Below are 19,045 nucleotides of genomic sequence, written 5' to 3' on the forward strand. Positions count from 1 at the left end.
GTATAAGGCTGCCGAGCCAAGCGGGCTACGGCTTTTGCAGGCAAATAAACAGCTCGCGGCCGGCGCGCGCCTTGAGCGAATTATAGGCTGTGTCGAAGTGAAGGAAGTTGAAATACGGCGCAAAGTAGGCGCGGTATTCTTCGCGGCTGCCGCCGAACGGCGGCTCGCTAGCCCCGGCAAATTCGGTATCGAAGAGCAAGCCCACCAGCTTGCCGCCCGGCCGCAGCAGCGCAGCGCACTGCTGGGCATAGGCCGGCCGCTGGCCAGGGGCTATGGCACAAAAGAAGGTTTGCTCGATGAGCAAATCGAACGGCTCGGCGGGGGCTAGCGCGAAAAAATCGGCGAGCCAGAGGTTTTCTTTCGGAAAATCAGGCACGCGGGCAGCAAGCTCGGCTAGGGGCTCGGGGGCCAGGTCGGCTACCACTACATGTCTGAAGCCTAACTGATGCAGGTACTCGGCTTCGTAGGCGCGGCCCGCCCCCGGAATGAGGATGCGCGGCTGCTGAGCCACAGGCAGTTGGTCGAAGTAGGCGCGGAGCGGCGGCGTGGTGCGGCCGGCGTCCCAGCCGGCGCGGCCGGGGGTGGCGTAGCGCGCCTGCCAATAGGCCGCATCGAAGGCCGAAGAAACCGTTTGCATGAGAGCCAAGTATAACGCAGGCCGGAGCCAACTGGAAATTTCGCCTATTTTTACCCGCCACAAAGGTAGGGAATGGCCCGGCCCACCCACCTTTTTCTGCCACTTTCATCCCCCCGCCCCCTTCTATGGAGCCTCAACAGGAATATCCCGAACCCCGCCAGAACAACAGCCGCGTCCTCCTCTGGGTGGCGCTCGTCCTCGTGCTGCTAGGTATCAACGGGGTCTTGTTTTACCTGAATTCGCAGAAAAAGAACGAAAACGAGCAGCTAACCACCCAGGTGCAAGCCAAAGACACCAAGCTGCAAGCTCAAATCAAAGAATACGAAGACCTGAAGGCCAGCTACGAGCGCCAGAGCCAAGACCTGCAAAAGCTAGGCCTCAACAACGACTCGCTGCAGGCACGCATCGCCAGCATCAACGCCGACCTGCTGAAGCTGCGCTCATTTAAGGCGGGCTCCTTTTCACTGGTCGAGCAGCAGCGCTTCAAGCAGCGCGCCCTCAACCTCGAAAGCCAGTTGAAGAAGAAAGACGACCAGATTGCTGACCTCAAGAAGTCGAACGAGACGCTGTACACCGAAACTGCCACGCTGAAAGAGCGTCAGAACAAGCTGACCGATACCATCAGCACCATCGCCAAAACCAACCGCGACCTGAGCGATAAAGTAACGGTGGCTTCTCGCATTCAAGCCGATAATATCCACGTAAGTATCCTCAATAAGAAGGATAAGGAAACGGATGACGACAAGGAAGAATTTAAGGCCCGCAAGGTGGACCGCGTGAAGGTAGCCTTTAACCTGAGCCGCAACGACGTGACGCCCAAGGATACGAAGACCATCTACATGCGCATTCTGGAGCCCGACGGCGCCGCGCTCTACAACCTGAGCACGGGCGGCGGCACCTTCACCGTAGATGGCCAGGAGGCTTTCTATACTATGAAGCAGGATGTGGTGTTTGACAACACCCGGCAGGCCCTGAACTTCGTGTATGCCAAGGGCGGCGACTATAAAATCGGCCAGCACACCGTGGAGCTGTACGAAGGCGGCGCCTTGATGGGTAAAACGACGTTTACCCTAAAATAGACCGCAGATTAGCTTCGCTGAACTTCGTTTCAAACGGATTGAATAAATTTTGCAGTTACGCCGGCTGAAGCGGGCTGACTACGCAACTGTGATAACGGCCTGTCGCCTGGTGGTGGCAGGCCGCTTTTTTAGTGATTTATGACTACGATGACAGATGCTTTGGTGAGCTGGAGCGGCGGCAAAGACTCAGCGCTGGCCCTGCACTACGCCCTGCACGACCCGCGCTACCGCGTGGCGCACTTGCTTACGAGTGTGAATGCGCACTACGAGCGGGTGTCGATGCATGGCGTGCGGGTGGCGCTGCTCGAAGCCCAGGCCAGCCGCATCGGCCTGCCACTCACGCAAATACGGCTGCCCGAAATGCCCGGCATGGCCGAATACGACCAGGCGCTGCTCGCTAGCCTGGCCACGCTGCGCGAGGCGGGCGTAACGACGGCCGTGTACGGTGATATTTTTTTGGAAGACCTACGCGCTTACCGCGAGGCGCAGCTGGCGCGGGCCGGGCTGCGGGGCGAGTTTCCGCTGTGGCGGCGGGCTAGCCTGCAGATACTGCGCGATTTTTGGGCGCTGGGCTTTCAAGCCATTGTGGTGTGCGTGAACGACCGCTACCTCGACGCCAGCTTTTGCGGGCGTCTGTTGGATGAGGATTTTGTGCGCGACCTGCCGCCCGGCGTAGACCCCTGCGGTGAGAACGGCGAGTACCACAGCTTCGTCTTCGACGCCCCGTATTTCAGTGCGCCCATTGCCTTTGCCAAGGGCGAGCTTGTGCGCCGCACCTATGCGCCCGCGGCCGGCGCTGCCGCTAACCCCGCCTCCGCTGCCGACGGCCCCTTTGCCGCCGGCTTCTGGTACTGCGACCTGCTGCCGGCCTAGCACGGGCGGCGTGCTTGCAGTGCTTGCCTTGGCCGGGAAACTTGCGCAGAGCCCGGGGCGCGGAATAATAAATTCCGGCCGACTTTTGCGGCTCGTCATTTTGCCCCGCCCTCGCTTGTCTGCTAAAAAATATTTCCTGTTTTTACTGCTGCTGGCTGGCCCGCTGCTAGCCCCTGCCCAGCGCCGCCCCGCCGCCCGGCCCCTTGCCAAGCGGGCCGCCACCAGCCCCAAAAAAGTAGCTCCGCCCAAGAAGACCGTAGCCAGCGGCCAAGTGCCTGGCTTTTTGCGGTATATGCACTCGTCGTGGGTCGATAGCCTGATGCGCACGCTCACGCCCCGGCAGCGGGTGGCGCAGCTGTTTATGGTGGCCGCTTACTCCAATCGTCCCGCCATTTACCAGGACTCTATCTCCACGCTGATAAAGAACTACGGTATCGGCGGGCTGATATTTTTCCAGGGCGGGCCGGTGCGACAGGCTCGGCTGCTCAACCGTTTTCAGCGCGAAAGCAAAGTGCCGCTGCTCGTGGCCATGGATGGCGAATGGGGTGCCGGCATGCGCCTCGACAGCATCCTGCGCTTCCCGTACCAGATGAGCCTGGGCGCGGTGCCCACCGCCGATTCGGCCCTCATCTACGACATGGGCCGCGAGGTGGCGCGGCAGTTCAAGCGCCTGGGTATGCAGGTCAACTTCGCGCCGGTGGTTGATGTCAATAACAACCCCGCCAACCCGGTTATCGGTTTCCGCTCGTGGGGCGAAAACCCGGCGGCCGTGTCGCGCCTCAGCCGCTTGTATATGAAGGGGATGCAGGATGCGGGCGTGCTGGCCGTAGCCAAGCACTTTCCCGGCCACGGCGACGTCGATGCCGACTCGCACCTGGCCCTGCCGCTGGTGCGTGTAGACCGCGGCCGGCTCGACTCGCTCGAGCTGCCGCCTTTCAAAAGCATGATTGCCAATGGCATCGGCGGCATGATGGTGGCCCACCTCGACGTGCCGGCCCTCGACACAGCCCGCGGCCCTAGTACGCTTTCGAAGCCCACCGTGACCGGCCTGCTGCGCCAGCAGCTCGGCTTTAAAGGCGTGGTCTTTACCGATGCCATGAACATGGCGGGCGTGATGAAAGTGACGCCCACCGGCGAGGCCGAGGTGCGCGCCATCCTGGCTGGCAACGATATTCTGGAGTTTAGCAAAAACGTGCCGATAGCCCTCACCACCGTGCTGGCGGCCGTAGATAGCGGCCGCATCTCGCAGGCGCGCATCGACGAGAGCTGCCGCCGCGTGCTAGCCCTCAAGCAGTGGGCCGGCCTGCGCAAAGCCCAGCCGGTGCGCGAGCAAAATATCGTGGCCGACCTCAACCCCGCTCACGCCCGCTACCTCAGCCACCGCCTCAGCGAGCACAGCATCACGCTGCTGCGCAACCAGGGCAATATGCTGCCCCTGCAGCGCCTCGATACCCTGCGGCTAGCCACGCTCGTGCTCGGCGGCAACCCTAGCGATACTACCGATTTTCAACAGGCCGTGGCCAGCTACGACGCCCAGGTCGCGCACTTTCATCTGCCCACCACGCCTACTATGGATGAGCTGGAAGACATGCGAGCCAAGCTCTTTGGGTATGATATGGTGCTGGTGGCGCTGCAAGGGCTAGGGCGCCTGCCCGCCACGAGCTTCGGCATTGCGCCCGAGAGTCAGCTGCTGCTGCGCGAGCTCACCAAGCCCGGCCAGCGCGTCATTCTCAGCATCTTCGGCTCGGCCTACGCGGCAGCCAAGGTGCGCGACTTCGACCGGGCCAGCGCGGTGGTGATGGCCTACCAGGAAAGCGCCGACGCCCAGACCTTGGCCGCGCAGCTCATTTTTGGCGGCATCGGGGCGCGAGGCAAGCTGCCGGTGTCGGTGGCCAGTAATCTGCCCGCCGGCTTCGGCCTCAGCACCCGGCCCGGCCTGCGGCTAGCTTACGCCCACCCCGAAGATGCTGGCATGAGCCCCCGCCTGGAAGCGCGCGTGGATAGCATCATGGCCCAGGCGCTGGCGGCGGGTGCCACGCCGGGCGGGCAGGTACTTATTGCCCGGCGCGGGGTGGTGGTGCTGCGCAAAAGCTACGGCTACCAAGCCCAAACGGGCAGCGAACCTGTGCCCGTGTTGGCGGGACCTAGCGCCAGCGTAGCCTCGGCGGCCGGCAACTTTGGCAGCGAGCCGACCAGCGCCACAGCTAGCCAGCCCGGCCAGCTGCCAGCCAGTAACAAGGCGCTGGCGGCGCGCCCGGTTCAGAACACTGACGTGTACGACCTGGCTTCGCTCACGAAGGTGCTGGCCGCGACGCCGGCCCTGTTAAAGCTGCAAGAGCAAGGTAAATTCAGCCCCGACAGCACGCTAGGGCAGTTCTTTCCCTTCCTGCGCAAGACGAATAAGGCCGGCTTGAAGATGCGCGATGTGCTCACCCACCAAGCCGGCCTGCCCGCCTGGATTCCGTTTTGGAAAGATTTTGCCAAGGCCGACGGCACGTTGCGCCGCCGCTGGTTTCGGGCAGACTCGTCGGCGCGCTTTCCGCTGCCGGTGGCGCGCGGGCTGTGGGGGCGCAAGAAGCTGCCAGCCTACCTCTACGAGCGCATTGGGGCCGCGCTGCTCAACGCCAAGCCCGGCTACGTGTACTCCGACTTGTCATTTTACCTATACCCCGAGTTGGTGCAGCGCCGCACAGGGCAGCCGTTCGAGCAGTTTTTGGCGAAGCAGGTGTATCGGCCGCTAGGGTCGGGGCTGCACTTTCAGCCCTTGCACCACGCACCGCTCAGCCGCATTGCGCCCACTGAGTACGACTCGCTGTTTCGGCGCCAGTTGTTGCACGGCTACGTCGACGACGAGGGGGCGGCCCTGCTAGGGGGCATTTCGGGCCATGCGGGCCTGTTTGGCTCGGCTAATGATGTGGCCCAGCTAGCGCAGGCCTACGCCTGGGGCGGGCGCTACGGCGGCCAGCAGCTATTCAGCAAAGACATCCTGGCCGATTGGACGCGCCCGCAGTTTGCCGGCAACCGCCGTGCGCTGGCCTTCGACCGGCCCGCTAGCCCCCCGGTCGGCAACACCGCACCCGGGGCCTCGGCAAGCAGCTTTGGGCACTCGGGCTTCACGGGTACTTATTTCTGGGTCGACCCGGAGCAGGAGCTGGTAGTCGTGGTGCTCACCAATCGCCTCAACCCTTCGCGGCGCAACAATAAGCTGAGTGAGCTCAACGTGCGGACGCAGATTCAGCAGGTGGCGATTGAAGCGATACGGTAGAGTTTGTAGAAATAATGTTTAGCGTTTGGGACTTTACGACAGCAGGTTTATGCAGCAAGCCAAATTAAAAGGCATGGCTGATACTACAGTACAGCAACTTTTTTGAACGCAGAAACAGACTTTAACAGCTTGTCTATCAAAAAAGCTTTTACCGTGATAAGCGAGTATTTTTCGGAAGTGCCGACAATAGTAGGCTCCCACCATGCGCAAAATTCTTCTCCTGAGCGCAGTAAGCGCAGCTTACAGCTTGGTTTTCACAAGCTGTGACAAGTCCAATATGCCGGGGCCGGTCTATCAGCTTACGGCTGAAGAAAAGGCCTGGCAAGGCTACCAGCAAGGGCAGCAACTACGCTTTAGCCGCGCAGGCAGTTCGCAGGTGCGTACTTATCTTATTGTCGAGGTCGATGACCGATTGGAAGAGCAGTATCAATCGGTTTGGATAACACCCGTTCAGGGGAAACTGCCGAGGTATCAGCATATCACGGTTAAAGGGTACCGCACCGACTCAGTAATTTATACTCCAGTTGGCTTTGCCAACCCGCGCGATTCAGCCCGGGCAGTTGACACCTTCTTAGACCTGCAGAAATACATGCCTAGAGCCGACCCCTCGACTACAATATTGCTTTCAGAAGTTGGCTGGGACCATTGGTTTATTGGTAATCCCCAGTTGCAAGCTGTAACTACAAACCAGCCACTGTCGGTTAGCGGAAATGTTGAATTACTTCCCTCAATCACCTTGGGAGGTATTTCCTATGGGCCAACCTTAAGAATCAAGCGGGCTTATGTAGTATATCCGGCTCCACGCCAGCGAATTATTAGCCAGATTTGGTATGCTAAGGGAGTAGGAGTGGTAGGCTATGAAGAACTAGGGACAGGTTTGTGGTATCGGTTACGTTAGACGTCGAAATGGGCGCGTATCTTGTGCTTTCAGCCTTTAATCTTCTAGGTTTCCCACCCTGCCCCGAATATGCTCGGACTCATGATGCACCAGCCCCTGCGCATTGCGGGGCTTATCGAACACGCGGCCAAGTGGCACGGCACCACCGAAATCGTGTCGCGCCTGCCCGAGGGTGGCCCGCTGCACCGCTACACCTACGCCGAGGCCCACGGCCGGGCCAAGCAGCTGGCCAATGCCCTTACCCGACTGGGCGTCCAAAATGGTGACCGCGTGGGCACGCTGGCCTGGAACACGCACCGGCACCTGGAGCTGTACTATGGTATTTCGGGCATCGCGGCGGTGTGCCATACCATCAACCCAAGGCTGTTTTTCGAGCAGTTGGTGTATATCATCAACCACGCCCAGGACCGGCTGCTGTTCTTCGACCTTACCTTTTTGCCCCTGGTTACCAAGCTGGCGCCGCACTGCCCCACGGTCGAGAAATGGATACTGCTGGCGGGCGACGAGCACCTGCCGGCCGAGTTGGCCCTACCGGGCCTAGCCAGCTACGAAAGCCTGCTGGCCGCCGAAAGCGCCGAGTTTGAGTGGCCGGTGTTTGATGAAAACACGGCCTCCTCGCTCTGCTACACCTCGGGCACCACCGACGAGCCCAAGGGAGTGCTTTACTCGCACCGCTCCACGCTGCTGCATAGCTACGCCGCCTCGCTGCCCGACTGCTTCAACTGCGGCGCCCGCGACGTGATTTTGCCCGTCGTGCCCATGTTTCACGTCAATGCCTGGGGCGTGCCCTACATGGCCCCGCTCAACGGCTGCAAGCTGGTGCTGCCCGGCCCGGCGCTCGATGCGGCCAGCCTCTACGAGCTATTTGAAAGTGAAAAGGTTACGTTTTCGGCCGGCGTGCCCACCATCTGGTTTGGGCTCCTGACCTATATGCGCGAGGGCCACCGCCAATTCTCCACACTGCGCAAAATGATAGTGGGTGGCGCCTCGTGCCCACCGGCCCTGCTGCGTGCCTTTGGCGAAGAGCTAGGGGTCGAAATTCGCCACGCCTGGGGCATGAGCGAAACCTCGCCGCTTGGCACCGTGAGCACCCTCAAGGCCAGCCAGCTGGAGCTACCCGAAGAGGCACAGTTCTTCTTGAAAATCAAGCAGGGCCGTGCCATTTTTGGCATCGACATGGAAATTGTGGATGGCGAAGGCCAGCCCTTGCCGCACGATGGCGTGGCCTTCGGCGACCTGCTGGTGCGCGGGCCGTTTGTGGTGAGCGACTATTTTAAGGGGGCTAGCCCCGGCCAGCTCACGGCCGATGGCTGGTTTCGCACTGGCGACGTGGCTACCATCGACCCCGATGGCTTCATGAACATTACCGACCGCTCGAAGGATGTGATAAAATCGGGTGGCGAGTGGATTTCGAGCATCGACCTCGAAAACCTGGCCGTGGCCCATCCCAGCATCTCCGAGGCGGCCGTTATTGGTGTGCCGCACCCCAAGTGGAGCGAGCGCCCGCTTTTGATAGCCGTGCGCAAGCCCGGCCACGACCTCAGCGCCGAAGAGCTGCTGGCCTTTCTCGATGGCAAAATCGCGCCCTGGTGGCGCCCCGATGCCGTTGAATTTGTGGATAGCCTACCTCACACGGCCACTGGCAAATTGCTTAAGACGCAGCTCCGCAAAGACTTTGCGGGCTACGAGTTAAAAAAATGATACGCATGAAGAAGTTTTTGCTAGCCCTGCTGGCTTGCAGCGCTGGGGCACTGACGGCCACGGCGCAGGCCCCCGCCGACCGCGATGGCCTGCTGCGCTACGCCGCTGCCAACCGTGCCATGCCTGCCCCGCAGGCGAGCCGGCCGCGCGTAGTGCTGCTAGGCAATTCGATAACCGATAGCTGGCCGAAAGCCGACTCGGCGTTTTTTGCCGGCAGCCGCTACGAGCTCGTGGGGCGCGGCATCAGCGGGCAAACGTCGCCCCAGATGCTAGTGCGCTTCCGGCAGGATGTGCTCGATTTGCACCCGGCCGTGGTAGTTATGCTGGCGGGCATCAATGACATTGCCCAAAATACCGGACCCTACGACCCGGCTGCCACGCTCAACAATATCAAGTCGATGACCGAGCTGGCGCAGGCGCACGGCATTCGGGTGGTGCTGTGCTCGGTGCTGCCGGCCTATGACTTTCCGTGGCGCAAGGGGCTAGCGCCGGCTCCCAAAATAGTGGCCCTCAACCAGCAGCTGCAAGCCTATGCCGCCGAGCGCAAGTGCACCTACCTCGACTACCATGCGGCAATGGCCGACAGCCGGCAGGGCCTGCCCCCGGCGCTCGCCAAAGACGAAGTACACCCTACGTTGGCTGGCTACCGGGTGATGGAGCCGCTGCTGGAGCAGGCCGTGGCTACTGCACTGCGGCATAAAGCACCTAAATTTTAGCGAGTAGAACCTGCCAGAAAGCACAACGCCCCGCCGACACAGTGTCGGCGGGGCGTTGTCGTAATACTAGGCTGGCTTACTGGCCTTGCTGCTGCAAGTAGGGGGCTAGCACTTCATAGGCCTTCTTGGCCCGGGCCTCGTCTTTGACCTGCGCGGCGGCCTGGTACACGCTCTGCAGCGTGAGCAGGTAGGCGCGCTGGGCATCGTCGAAGAGGGCGCCGTCGTGGGTCTGGTAGTAGCTCAGGGTGTTGATGCTGCGCGTGGTGAGCTTGTCCAGGATGGCGTTGGCGCGGTCCTTTTCGCCCACGGCGTAGAGCACCGGCACCAGCTGCGGGGTGTAGAAGTCGAACGGCACGGCCGCGTCGGGCATCACGTCGAGACACTTGTCGGCTACTTCCTTGGCTTTGGCCAGGTCGCCGCTGGCGGCGTAGGCATTGGCGAGGCGGGCAAACTTGTCGCGGTAGTTGGCCGGGAAACGCAGGTTGTTCTCGTCGTAGAATACGTTGGCGTTGTTCAGGCCGCGGTAGCTGAATTTGTGCATCAGCTCATCGTAGCAGATGGATTTCTCCACGTAGCCTTCGTCGCCGCGCCGGTCGTAGTTCGGGTCGCGCAGCGGCAGCAGGCGGTAGGCCATGCCTTCGAGCTGGAAATACGGCTGCAGGTTCATGTAGTCGCTAGGGGCCACCGTGGAGCTGAAGTAGATGGGGCGCTTCCAGTTGTTGGTCGCAATCATGTCCAGAATCACCAGGTTTTTCTTCTCGATGGCACGCTTGCCCATGCTCCATTCCATGTGGCTGACCAGTTGGTTCTGACGGTCTTTCGGGATGATGCCCAGCGCTTTCACGGCCGCCGTATCCACGTTCAGGAAGAACTTGGGCGTGGGGAAGGTCATCGTGGAGTAGTTGCCCTCGGTGTACTTGAGCAGGGGGCTGCCCTGGCCTACCAGGCTGATAAACTGCTTGAGGTCAAGGCTATCTACGGCCGGATTGGGCGAGAAGGGCAGCATGTCGTTGTTGCCTTGCACGTAGGTCGCGTCGCTCATCGCGATGGGCAAGCCCTCCGACTTATAGGCCCGGCGCTTCATCTGCTGGATGTACCAGTCGGTGTTCAGGTACGAAAGCACCGCCACGCGCACATCGGTGCGGAAGCCTTCCACCTCCTGGGCGTACCAGAGCGGGAAGGTATCGTTATCGCCGTTGGTGAACAGGATGGCGTTCGGGGCGCACGAGTTGAGCAGGTTCTTGGCCGAGTCGACCGAGTTGTAGCGGCCCGAGCGGTTGTGGTCGTTCCAGCCCTGGGCGAGCAGGATGGTGGGCGAAATAAGCCCTAGCAGAATGGCCACGCTGGCGCGGGCATTTTCCGCCTTAAGTGCGGCGGCTAGCAGCTGGCCCAGGCCAATGACCCCAAGTCCAATCCAGATGGCGTAGGCAAACGTGGCGCCGCAGAACGTGTAGTCGCGCTCGCGCGGCTCGATGGGCGGCTGGTTCAGGTACACCACAATGGCAATACCGGTGAACAGGAACAGCAGACCCACAATCAGGGCGTCGTGCCCGCGCCGGCGAATCTGCACAAACAAGCCAATGAGGCCCAGAATGAGCGGAATCGCGTAGAAGTTATTGTGCGCAAAGCTCTTGCCGATGCGGTCGGGTAGGGCCGAGGCGGCCGGGCTGAAGGGCGTGAGCGTGCCCGACTGCTGAATGTCGGACTCGCGCCCCACGTAGTTCCAGAAGAAGTAGCGCCAGAACATGTGCCCAATCTGGTAGCGGAACAGGAAGCCCAGGTTCTGGCCCATCGTGGGCTTCACCCCTTCCTGCAAGTCGGGCACCCACTTCTTATACTCCTGAATGTGGTTGGGGTCGTAGCTGTAGAGGCGCGGCAGCAGCATCTTATCGGCGTCGGCGTAGCCGGGCTCCTGGGCGCGGGGCAGAATCTCGACGTACTTACCATTTTCGCGCTTGTAGCGCGGGGCGCCTTCCTCGTAGTGGTCGGGCTGGGCGTTGAACTGCGGGCCGTAGAGCAGCGGACGCGAGCCGTACTGCTCACGCTTGAGGTAGCTCACGAAGCTCAGTACATCCTCGGGGTCGTTTTCGTTGATGGTGGGGTGAAACGACGAGCGGATGGGCACAATCAGGTAGGTCGAGTACCCGATGAGGATGAACGTGAAGCACAGCATAGCCGTGTTCAGGAGCTGGCTGCGGCGCTGGTACGAGAGGCGGAAGCCAAACCAAATCAGGCCGACAAACAGCAGCAGGAAGATAATCAGGCCCGAGTCGAACGGCAGGCCCAGGTTATTAACGAAGAACACCTCAAACCAGCCCGCTAGGGTCGGCAGGCCGGGAATAATACCCACCAGCACCGAACCCACGATAATGAGGCTGACAACCAGCGTGATAATGCCGCCCACCATATTGGGATTCTTCGAGCGGCGGTAGTAGTAGATGAATGCCAGGGCCGGCACGGCCAGCAAGTTGAGCAAGTGCACCCCGATGCTGAGGCCGATAACGTAAGCGATGAGGATGAGCCACTTATCCGAGTCGGGGTCGCTGGCATGCTCTTCCCACTTCATCATAATCCAGACTACGGCGGCGGTGCAGAGGCTCGACATAGCGTACACTTCGCTTTCCTCGGCGTTGAACCAGAACGAGTCGGAGAAGGCGAACGAGAGCGCGCCTACTACGCCCGCACCCAGAATGAGCAGCGTTTGGAAGCTGGTCGGCTCGGGCGTTTCGGTTTCAAACTCGTTGCGGGCCACCAGCAGCTTGCGGCCCATGCGGGTGATAATCCAGAACAGAAACAGCACGGTAAATGAGCTGCTCAGGGCCGACAAAGCATTCACCAGCACTGGCACTTTGGTAGTGTCACCGAAGCTGAAAAGTGACATCAAGCGGCCCAGAATCAGGAACGTAGGCGCCCCCGGGGGGTGGGGCACCAGCAGCTTGTAGGCGCAGGCCGTAAACTCGCCGCAGTCCCAGAACGGGGCGGTGGGCTCGAGCGTGAGCAGGAAGACGACGGTAGCGATGGCAAACACCACCCAGCCGACTATGTTGTTCAACCGTTGAAAAGAACGCATACGGGGCAAAAAAAGCCGGCCGCGGCTGCTAAAAGCAGCCACTGCCCAGCCAGAGGAAAATTCCGGTATAGCTAAACTGTTGCCACTTGGCAACAAGCCCCCAAAAGTAGGCAACAACCGGCGAGGGTTGCGTCGAGGCTCAGCTAGGGACTAAAAAAAGCCGCTCCTGAGTAGAAGCGGCTTTTAAAGTATAGCGGAGAATACTTACAATAGCGTCAGGCGGTTGGTGCTCACAGCCTTATCATTTACCAGCAGCGAGCAGAAATACAGCCCGGCGGGCAGCCCCGTTACGTCGAGGGGCAAGCCAGTGGCGGCGGTGGCTAGCGGCAGCGGCAGCAGGCGCACTTCGCGGCCCAGCACATTGCTGAGGCGCATTTTATAGTCGGGGCCGTGCTGGGCCGTGAGCTGCACCGTGAGCAGGCCGCGGGCAGGGTTTGGGAATACGCTCAGCAGTGGAGCGCCCGTCTGAGACGGCATGCTAGCCAGGGCCGCGTGCAGGGAAGGTGGCGTAAACAAGCCCGTGGTGGTAGCCGGTTTCGCAGCCGAGAGGCCCGGCAGGCCAGGGGCTGGGGTGCCTAGCGCCCAAAGCAGGCTGCCGGCTTCGATGCCATAGGCTTCAGTAAGCGGCGGGGTGGCCGCTACTGCCGTAAAAGCCCCTTGGTGTGCCCCGTAGGTGGTGGCAGCAGCGGGCAGCAAGGCCAGCCCGGCCAAAAAGAGCGTCAACAAACGAGTAGCAAGGCGCATGAGCGTAGGGGTAACAGAGGTGGGATTAAACGAGCCGCCGATTCAAAAGTAAGGGCTAGCCAGTGAGTTGCTAATGAACAAGCACCGTGCCGGGTGTATAAGTTTCCGAACCGGGCTTTTCTATCGGCCAACGCCCGGCCTTACTCGGCAGACCGATTATCAGGGACTTAAGCACGGCGGGGCACTTCGGCTGGCCTCGCAACGATACCCGCCTTGAACTAGGGGTTGCGTTAGGCAGGAAATAATACGTCGCCCACCCCGACAAATTGGCGGCCTCCAGCCCTCGGCCCCGACTACCTGCCTGAGATTGGTAAGAGCATGCTTTTTTCACGCTAGGCGGTTTGTACAAGCCTTTGCACAGCCAGGCTAGCGCACGCGCACCACGCCGGCCCCGTTATAGGAGTGGTATTCAGCATTGTACATGGCATCGGCGCTCACCGGCCCGAGCTTGAAGGTGCCCTTGCTCACGGCCCGGGCCAGGTAGTAGAAGGTCTTGGGTTTGGGCGTTGCGGTGGTGAAGAGGTTGAGGCGGTCGTCGCGCACGTCGAGGTAGTCGGGCTGGTCGGCGTTGGCCACGAAGCCGATTTCGCGGGTTACGCCCAGGCGCGGGTTTTCGATTTCGAGGCCCGCCGGCAGCAGGTCGGTGATGGCCACGTTCTTAACCTCGCCCACCGCGTCGGCGGCTTGGATAGTGAGCTTCACCACCACTAGGTCGTTCTGACGGAAAGTGGCCGCGCCTACCGGCTGCCCGGTGCGGGTCAGGAACTGGCGGCGCACTTTTAGGTAGCTGTCTTCTTCGCGCACCCGGCCGCCGGCCGAGATGCCTTCGGCCTCCCAGAAGTAATAGAGGGCGCCCGCGCCGCTAGCCTTCAGCAGCAGCTGGTAGTTGGCCACGTTGTTCACCGTAAGGTCTTTGCCATCGAACTGGCCTAGCACCTTGCCGCCGGCTGAGATGCTGGCGGTGGCGGTGCTAGCCTGGCTTTTGCGGGCGATTTTACCTAAAGCCAGCAGGGCGAAGGCGCGCTCCTGGGTATTGAGGTAGCCAGCCTGGCGCACCTGCCGGCTCAGCTGCCGGGCGATGCTGGTGACCTGCGGATTGGTAGGGTCGGCTTCGAGCAAGGCGTTGAGGGCCAGCGCCTCGTCGCGGATGGGCGAGGAGAAGGAATCGCCCAACTCGCGGGCCGAGCGCTCGGGTGTGAACTGCGTGGGCAGCACCTCGCGGAAGGCCCGCTGCTGGCCGCCCAGCGCGTAGGTGCAAGCCAGCAGGAAGCGCGCATCGGAGGTGAGCAGCGGCCGGTTGGCCTTGTAGTAGTTGAGGGCCACGGCATCCTGGCGGCCGGCCAAGGCCAGCACGTAGAGCGAGTAGGTGATTTCGCGCTTGGCGATAATGCGCTGGCGGGCTAGCCCGTCGGCCGTGAAATACTGGTAGGGCTCGGTTTCGCGCTTTTTGAGACGGAACTGCAAGTAGCGCAGCACCTTATCGAGGGTGCTCTGGTTCACGGCGAAGCCGGCTTGCTTGGCTTCGAGCAGGAAATGGGCGGCGTAGGCGGTGGCCCACCAGTTGTCGTAGTCGCCGCCCGGCCAGTAGCTGAGGCTGCCGTTGTAGAGCTGCATCGCCTCTATTTTGCGGATGGCCTCCTGCACGTTGTAGTTGGGGTTGTAGCGCTGGGCCTTCGGGCTAGCCCCCGTTTTCTGGCGCAGCGTGGCCGCGAGGTCGCCGAAGTACAGCTGCGGAAACGCGGCCGACACGGTTTGCTCCAGGCAGCCGTAGGGGTATTCGAGCAGGTAGCTCAGGTCCTTGGAAAACTGCGTGAGCGGCGAGCGGCTCAGCATCAGCCGCGAACGCTGGCCAGTGGGCAGGAAGTCGGTACGCAGGTTGAGCGTGGCGGGCGCGCCGGCCGTGACTTCGCCGCTGCCGGTGCGCTTTTCGAGCGGCGCGGCCGGGCGGATGGGCAGTTCTATGGTTTCATCGCTGCCGATTGTCGAAGGGTCTTTTTTGCCAGGTTCTTCGTAAAGGAAATAGGAATGAACAAGTGTATTGCCTACAGCGCTAGCAGTGGCTTTAAAAGTAACCCGCTTTTCTATTCCTGGTAAAAGTTTTACAATGGCATAGGGATTTGTATTGGCTCCTTTTACGGTAATTGATGTTTTCCCATTGAGGGATACTTTTAAGAAAGTGCTATCTACCCACCACTTAGGCTTTCCTGGTATGCTGGGCAATACAACTAAGCGGCCAGTTATAGGAAATTTCGTCGTATTCGTCAGCGTAACTGGCACATCTAGCGTATCGCCGGGGCTAGCGAAGCGCGGCAGCGCCGTGCTAATTACCACCGGGTCGGCCACCTTCATCGTTTGCTCGGCGTTGCCGAAGGCGTCGTCTTTGTAGGCCACGGCCATCACGCGCAGCGCCCCGCTGAACTGCGGCACGCGCACCCGGTAGCGCACGAGGCCGTTGGCATCGGCGGTGAGCAGGCCGCTCCACTTGGCCACGAGCTTCACGCGGCGGCTGGGCACGGGCGAGGTGCGGCGGGCCAGGTCGGCCGCGTCGCCGCCGCTGCTGCTGGTGCCCAGCTCGGGCAGCAGGAAGGGGTAGATGTCGAAGGCGCTCACTTCGAGCGCCCGCTTCTGGTAGAAGTAGCCGTAGGGGTCGGGCGTGCGGTAGTCCTTGCGCTGCAAAATGCCCTCATCGACCACCGCTAGGGTCACCTGGGCCTTAGGCGCGGTGCGCACCTCGATGGTCTGGAAGGTTTGCGAGCGGCTGAGGCTGGCCGCTTTCAGGTTCACGGCCAGGTGCGTGCCGGGTTTCTCCACCGTCAGCGGCACGAAGCCCCTGGCCACGGTGAGCGGCAGCGAGTTGTCGGTGATGGGCCGGATGGCGGTGGCCGTGACGTAGATAGTGGGCGTGTAGCCGGTCCGGATGGGCACGCTGACCCTAGCCGATTTCTGGTCGGTATCGACGTAGAAATGGTCGAGCACGCGGTTGCGCTCCACCGTCACGAGCACGCGGCCGGGAAAGGGCGTTTTGAGCAGCAGCTGGGCCGTTTCGCCGGGCTCGTACTTCGGCTTGTCGGCCTCGATGGTTACCTCGCCTTCGGTATTGACCTCGAAAGAGTTACCGGCCGTGTCGCCGCTGCCGTAGGCGTAGAAATGGCTAGCCACGTAGCTCGCCGCGCCGGGCCGGAATAGCCGGATTTCATACTCGCCCGAGTAGGTTGGCGTGAAGGACAGCGCACTGTTGGCGCTCACCGTCAGCGACTCGTTTTGCAGCACCTGCTCGCGCTTCTGCGAGTTATACACCAAGCGTCCGCCCTGACGCTCCAGCACGGTTTCCCAGAGCAGGCGCACGATTTGCACCTGCGCCGGGGCGCTCGTGGGCTTGCCGCTAGGGGTGAGGGCGATGAGCTTGATGGGCACCGCCTGCCGCGTGCTCACTAGGTCGCTCACCTGCTGAATGCCGAACATTACGGCCTGGGTTTGCACCTCGAAGGTAGCTAGCCGGTTCACGGGCCGGCCGGTTTCGTCGAAGATGGTGGCGAAGGCTACGCCCTCCAGCGTGCCGAGGTCGCGCACATCGGGCAGGGCGTAGGCGGCGGTGCCGCGCCCGCTAGGGTCGGTTTCACCCTCGCGCACCTCCTTCTGAAAACGCTCGGCAATGCCCGACACTGTAGAGGCATTGCGGCCGGTGCCCGTACGCAGTTGGAAGGAATAATCGGGGTATTTCGGGGCCGAAAAAGTCTTTTCTTTCAAGGAGAATTCGACCTCAAACTTGCGCCCGGCCGCCGGCGGGCCGAAGAGGTTTTGGGCCAAGATGTTGGCCGTCACAGTCTGGGCCGGGCGCACCACGGCGGGCGCGGCCGTCACGCTCACCTTCAGGCGGTCGGGAATAAACTCTTCCACGCTCACCTGCTTGGAAGTCAATAGAATATCATTGCCCGTCAGTACTTCCAACGAGTAGAGGCCCGTCATCACGGTAGCGGGCAAAATGAAGCGCGACTCGACGGCGCCAGTGGCGCTCAGCTTCTCGCCGAGGCTGGCGTATTCCTTGCCGGTGGGCAGCAGCAGGCGCACCTTCACGGGCAGGCCGGCGGGGGGCGTGCGCCAATCATCAGTGCGCACCACCACGTTGGTGTGGATGGTATCGCCGGGCCGGTACAGGTCGCGGTCGCCGTACAGAAACGCCTGGTAGTGCGCCGCGTTGCTAGTCAGTCCGCCCACCTCAAAGCGCGAGGTTTCGACCCGGCTCTTGGGTAGGCTCAGGAAGGTGAAATCGTCGCCTTGAGTCGCCGTTATCATGCCCAGCTTGAGGCGGCTGCCCATCACGCTATCGTAGCGGGCTACGCCCTGGCCATTGGTGGTGGCGGTGCCCATGAGCTGGTTGTTGGTGCTGATGAAGCGCACGGTGGCCCCGGCAACCGGCCGCGCCGCGCGCAGCGAGTTGAGGAACACTACGGCCTCGCCGCTGGCGTTTTGCTTGGCAATTACGCCGAGGTCGGTGAGCGTCACCAGCTTTTCTTCGCGCAGCCATAGGTGCTCGGCATCCTGCACGCGCACCACGTAGAGGCCCTTAAGAGGCCCCGAAAATTCAAGGTCTTTGAGGCTGAGGTTGAGTAGGTGCAGGCCATTTTCCTTCGCTAGGCCCGCCGTGGTGTAGGAGCGGGTAAACAGCACGTCGCCCCGTTTTTCGAGGTCGTAGTACTGGTAGCTGTGGCCTTCGTCGTAGCCGCCATCCTCTTCGCTGTTTTCGCCGTCATCATCGCTTTCGTAGCCGTCCTGCTTGTCGGCGCGCAAAATTTCCTGGATGTTGCTGGCGTAGACCTTCGCGATGGTCACCTGCACTTTCTCCACCTCATTGAGACGCAGGCCCAGATTACGCGTGCCGTTGGCGCCCAGGTACATCGCTTTATCAGTGCTGGCAAAGCTGATGCTGGGCTCGCTGGTGCCAAAGCTCACGGTTTGGTTGAAGGCCTCGGCCAACTGGCCGCCGAGCGCCCCGCGCAGGCCCGGTGTGATGCTCACCTGATAATCTTTGCCCACCTCAAAGCTGCCGCGCAGCAGCAAACCGCTTTCCAGCGCCTCTAGCTCGTAGGGCACGGCCGGCTCTACCTTCAGCAGCGGCTGAATATCAGCCACTGACACCGGCTGGTTGGTGAGCAGCGTTACCACGGCCTGGCCGTTGAGCACCTGGCGGGTTAGCTCACGCACTTGCAGGGTTTGCTGGTCGGGCACCTCGGCGTCGGCCACCAGGGGGCTAGCGGTGGGCTGGCTGCCAGCCACCGCAGCCAAGCCGGGCTCAATCTCGAAGTGCAGCGGCTGGCCGGGCTCTACGGCCTGGTTGAGGGTGAGAGCCAGCGTGCGGTCGGGCTCGGCGGCGGTGAGGGTGAAGGCCACCGGCTTGCCGCCCTGGCTGAGGCGCAGCCGCGGGCGCAGGTCGGCGGGCCGCACGGGGTAGTTGAAGCGCACATTGGCGCGCATCTCGGTCGTGCCCGCAGCCCGGTTGCTGCGTCCGTAAAAAGCCTGCGCAGCCTTCAACTCCAGAAACGGCGTGTGAAACTTGGTGCGGCTGAGCGTCAGCTTTTGCTTGCCCGAAGGCAGCGCGGCCGTGCGCAGGCTGGCGGCAAACGTGGTGCTCGGCCGAAACGGCTCCAAGGGTGAAAACACCAGCTCGCGGCCGTCATTCGTCCACTTAAATTTGCCCCGGATGGCGGGCTCAAACTGCACGTAGCGCGTGGTGTCCCAGCGGCCGGCCTGGGTGGCGGCCACCACTGGCTCATCGAAGCTGAAAACTAAATTCTGGCTAGGGTCGATTTCCTCGCCTGCAGCCTGAGCTGTGGCGGCGTCGGCTTGGTCTTGGCTGGTATTCTTAGAGCAGGAGAAGGTGGCCGTCAGGGCCAGGAAAAGTAGCGGCAGCAGGTAGCGTTGGCGCATAGAAAGGCCGGTGATAATCGGCGTGGAAAGGTAGGCAGCGTCGGCCGGAAAAACTGAGCATTTTCTGTTGAAAGCTGGTTAGGCTGAGCGCGGCACGTCGTTTTGTTCTTGCTGCTAGGGCAGCTCTTACTGAAGCT

10 protein-coding genes are annotated in these 19,045 nt (G+C 61.7%); 6 read left to right on the plus strand and 4 right to left on the minus strand.

Translation table 11 applies throughout. From position 1 onward, the window contains the following. Window positions 1-25 precede the first annotated feature (25 nt). Entirely contained in the window at window positions 26-637 is a 612-nt protein-coding gene (locus tag J4D99_RS12715) for a methyltransferase domain-containing protein (protein ID WP_208132091.1), read from the minus strand. A gap of 125 nt (window positions 638-762) precedes the next feature. Here J4D99_RS12715 and J4D99_RS12720 point away from each other — a divergent pair, with 125 nt between their 5' ends. From J4D99_RS12720 to J4D99_RS12745, 6 genes are all read left to right on the plus strand, one after another. After that, entirely contained in the window at window positions 763-1,716 is a 954-nt protein-coding gene (locus J4D99_RS12720; RefSeq protein ID WP_208132092.1) for a DUF8428 domain-containing protein, read from the plus strand. Window positions 1,717-1,863: 147 nt separating this feature from the next. Then, on the plus strand, window positions 1,864-2,589 hold the full coding sequence (locus J4D99_RS12725) for a Dph6-related ATP pyrophosphatase (RefSeq protein ID WP_213019563.1): 726 nt from the start codon (window positions 1,864-1,866) through the stop codon (window positions 2,587-2,589). A 115-nt stretch (window positions 2,590-2,704) separates the two neighbouring features. Then, window positions 2,705-5,854: a serine hydrolase domain-containing protein gene (locus J4D99_RS12730; protein ID WP_208132093.1), complete on the plus strand. Its 3,150-nt coding sequence runs from the start codon at window positions 2,705-2,707 to the stop codon at window positions 5,852-5,854. Between the two features lie 202 nt (window positions 5,855-6,056). Continuing rightward, on the plus strand, window positions 6,057-6,752 hold the full coding sequence (locus tag J4D99_RS12735) for a hypothetical protein (protein WP_208132094.1): 696 nt from the start codon (window positions 6,057-6,059) through the stop codon (window positions 6,750-6,752). Window positions 6,753-6,821: 69 nt separating this feature from the next. Next, window positions 6,822-8,453, plus strand: a complete 1,632-nt coding sequence (locus J4D99_RS12740; RefSeq protein WP_208132095.1) for a 3-(methylthio)propionyl-CoA ligase — start codon at window positions 6,822-6,824, stop codon at window positions 8,451-8,453. A gap of 5 nt (window positions 8,454-8,458) precedes the next feature. Further along, window positions 8,459-9,169: an SGNH/GDSL hydrolase family protein gene (locus J4D99_RS12745; protein WP_208132096.1), complete on the plus strand. Its 711-nt coding sequence runs from the start codon at window positions 8,459-8,461 to the stop codon at window positions 9,167-9,169. A gap of 76 nt (window positions 9,170-9,245) precedes the next feature. Here the strand turns inward: J4D99_RS12745 and J4D99_RS12750 are convergent, their stop codons facing one another. The 3 genes from J4D99_RS12750 to J4D99_RS12760 all read right to left on the minus strand — a co-directional run bounded on the left by J4D99_RS12750 (window position 9,246) and on the right by J4D99_RS12760 (window position 18,908). Beyond that, on the minus strand, window positions 9,246-12,239 hold the full coding sequence (locus tag J4D99_RS12750; RefSeq protein WP_208132097.1) for a glycosyltransferase family 117 protein: 2,994 nt from the start codon (window positions 12,237-12,239) through the stop codon (window positions 9,246-9,248). A 204-nt stretch (window positions 12,240-12,443) separates the two neighbouring features. Continuing rightward, window positions 12,444-12,983, minus strand: a complete 540-nt coding sequence (locus J4D99_RS12755) for a T9SS type A sorting domain-containing protein (RefSeq protein ID WP_208132098.1) — start codon at window positions 12,981-12,983, stop codon at window positions 12,444-12,446. A 366-nt stretch (window positions 12,984-13,349) separates the two neighbouring features. Next, the gene (locus J4D99_RS12760; RefSeq protein WP_208132099.1) at window positions 13,350-18,908 is read right to left on the minus strand and encodes an alpha-2-macroglobulin family protein; all 5,559 of its coding nucleotides are present in this window, start codon (window positions 18,906-18,908) and stop codon (window positions 13,350-13,352) included. Window positions 18,909-19,045 lie beyond the last annotated feature (137 nt).

The sequence above is a fragment of the Hymenobacter sp. BT559 genome (assembly GCF_017571525.1).
GTDB lineage: Bacteria > Bacteroidota > Bacteroidia > Cytophagales > Hymenobacteraceae > Hymenobacter > Hymenobacter ginsengisoli.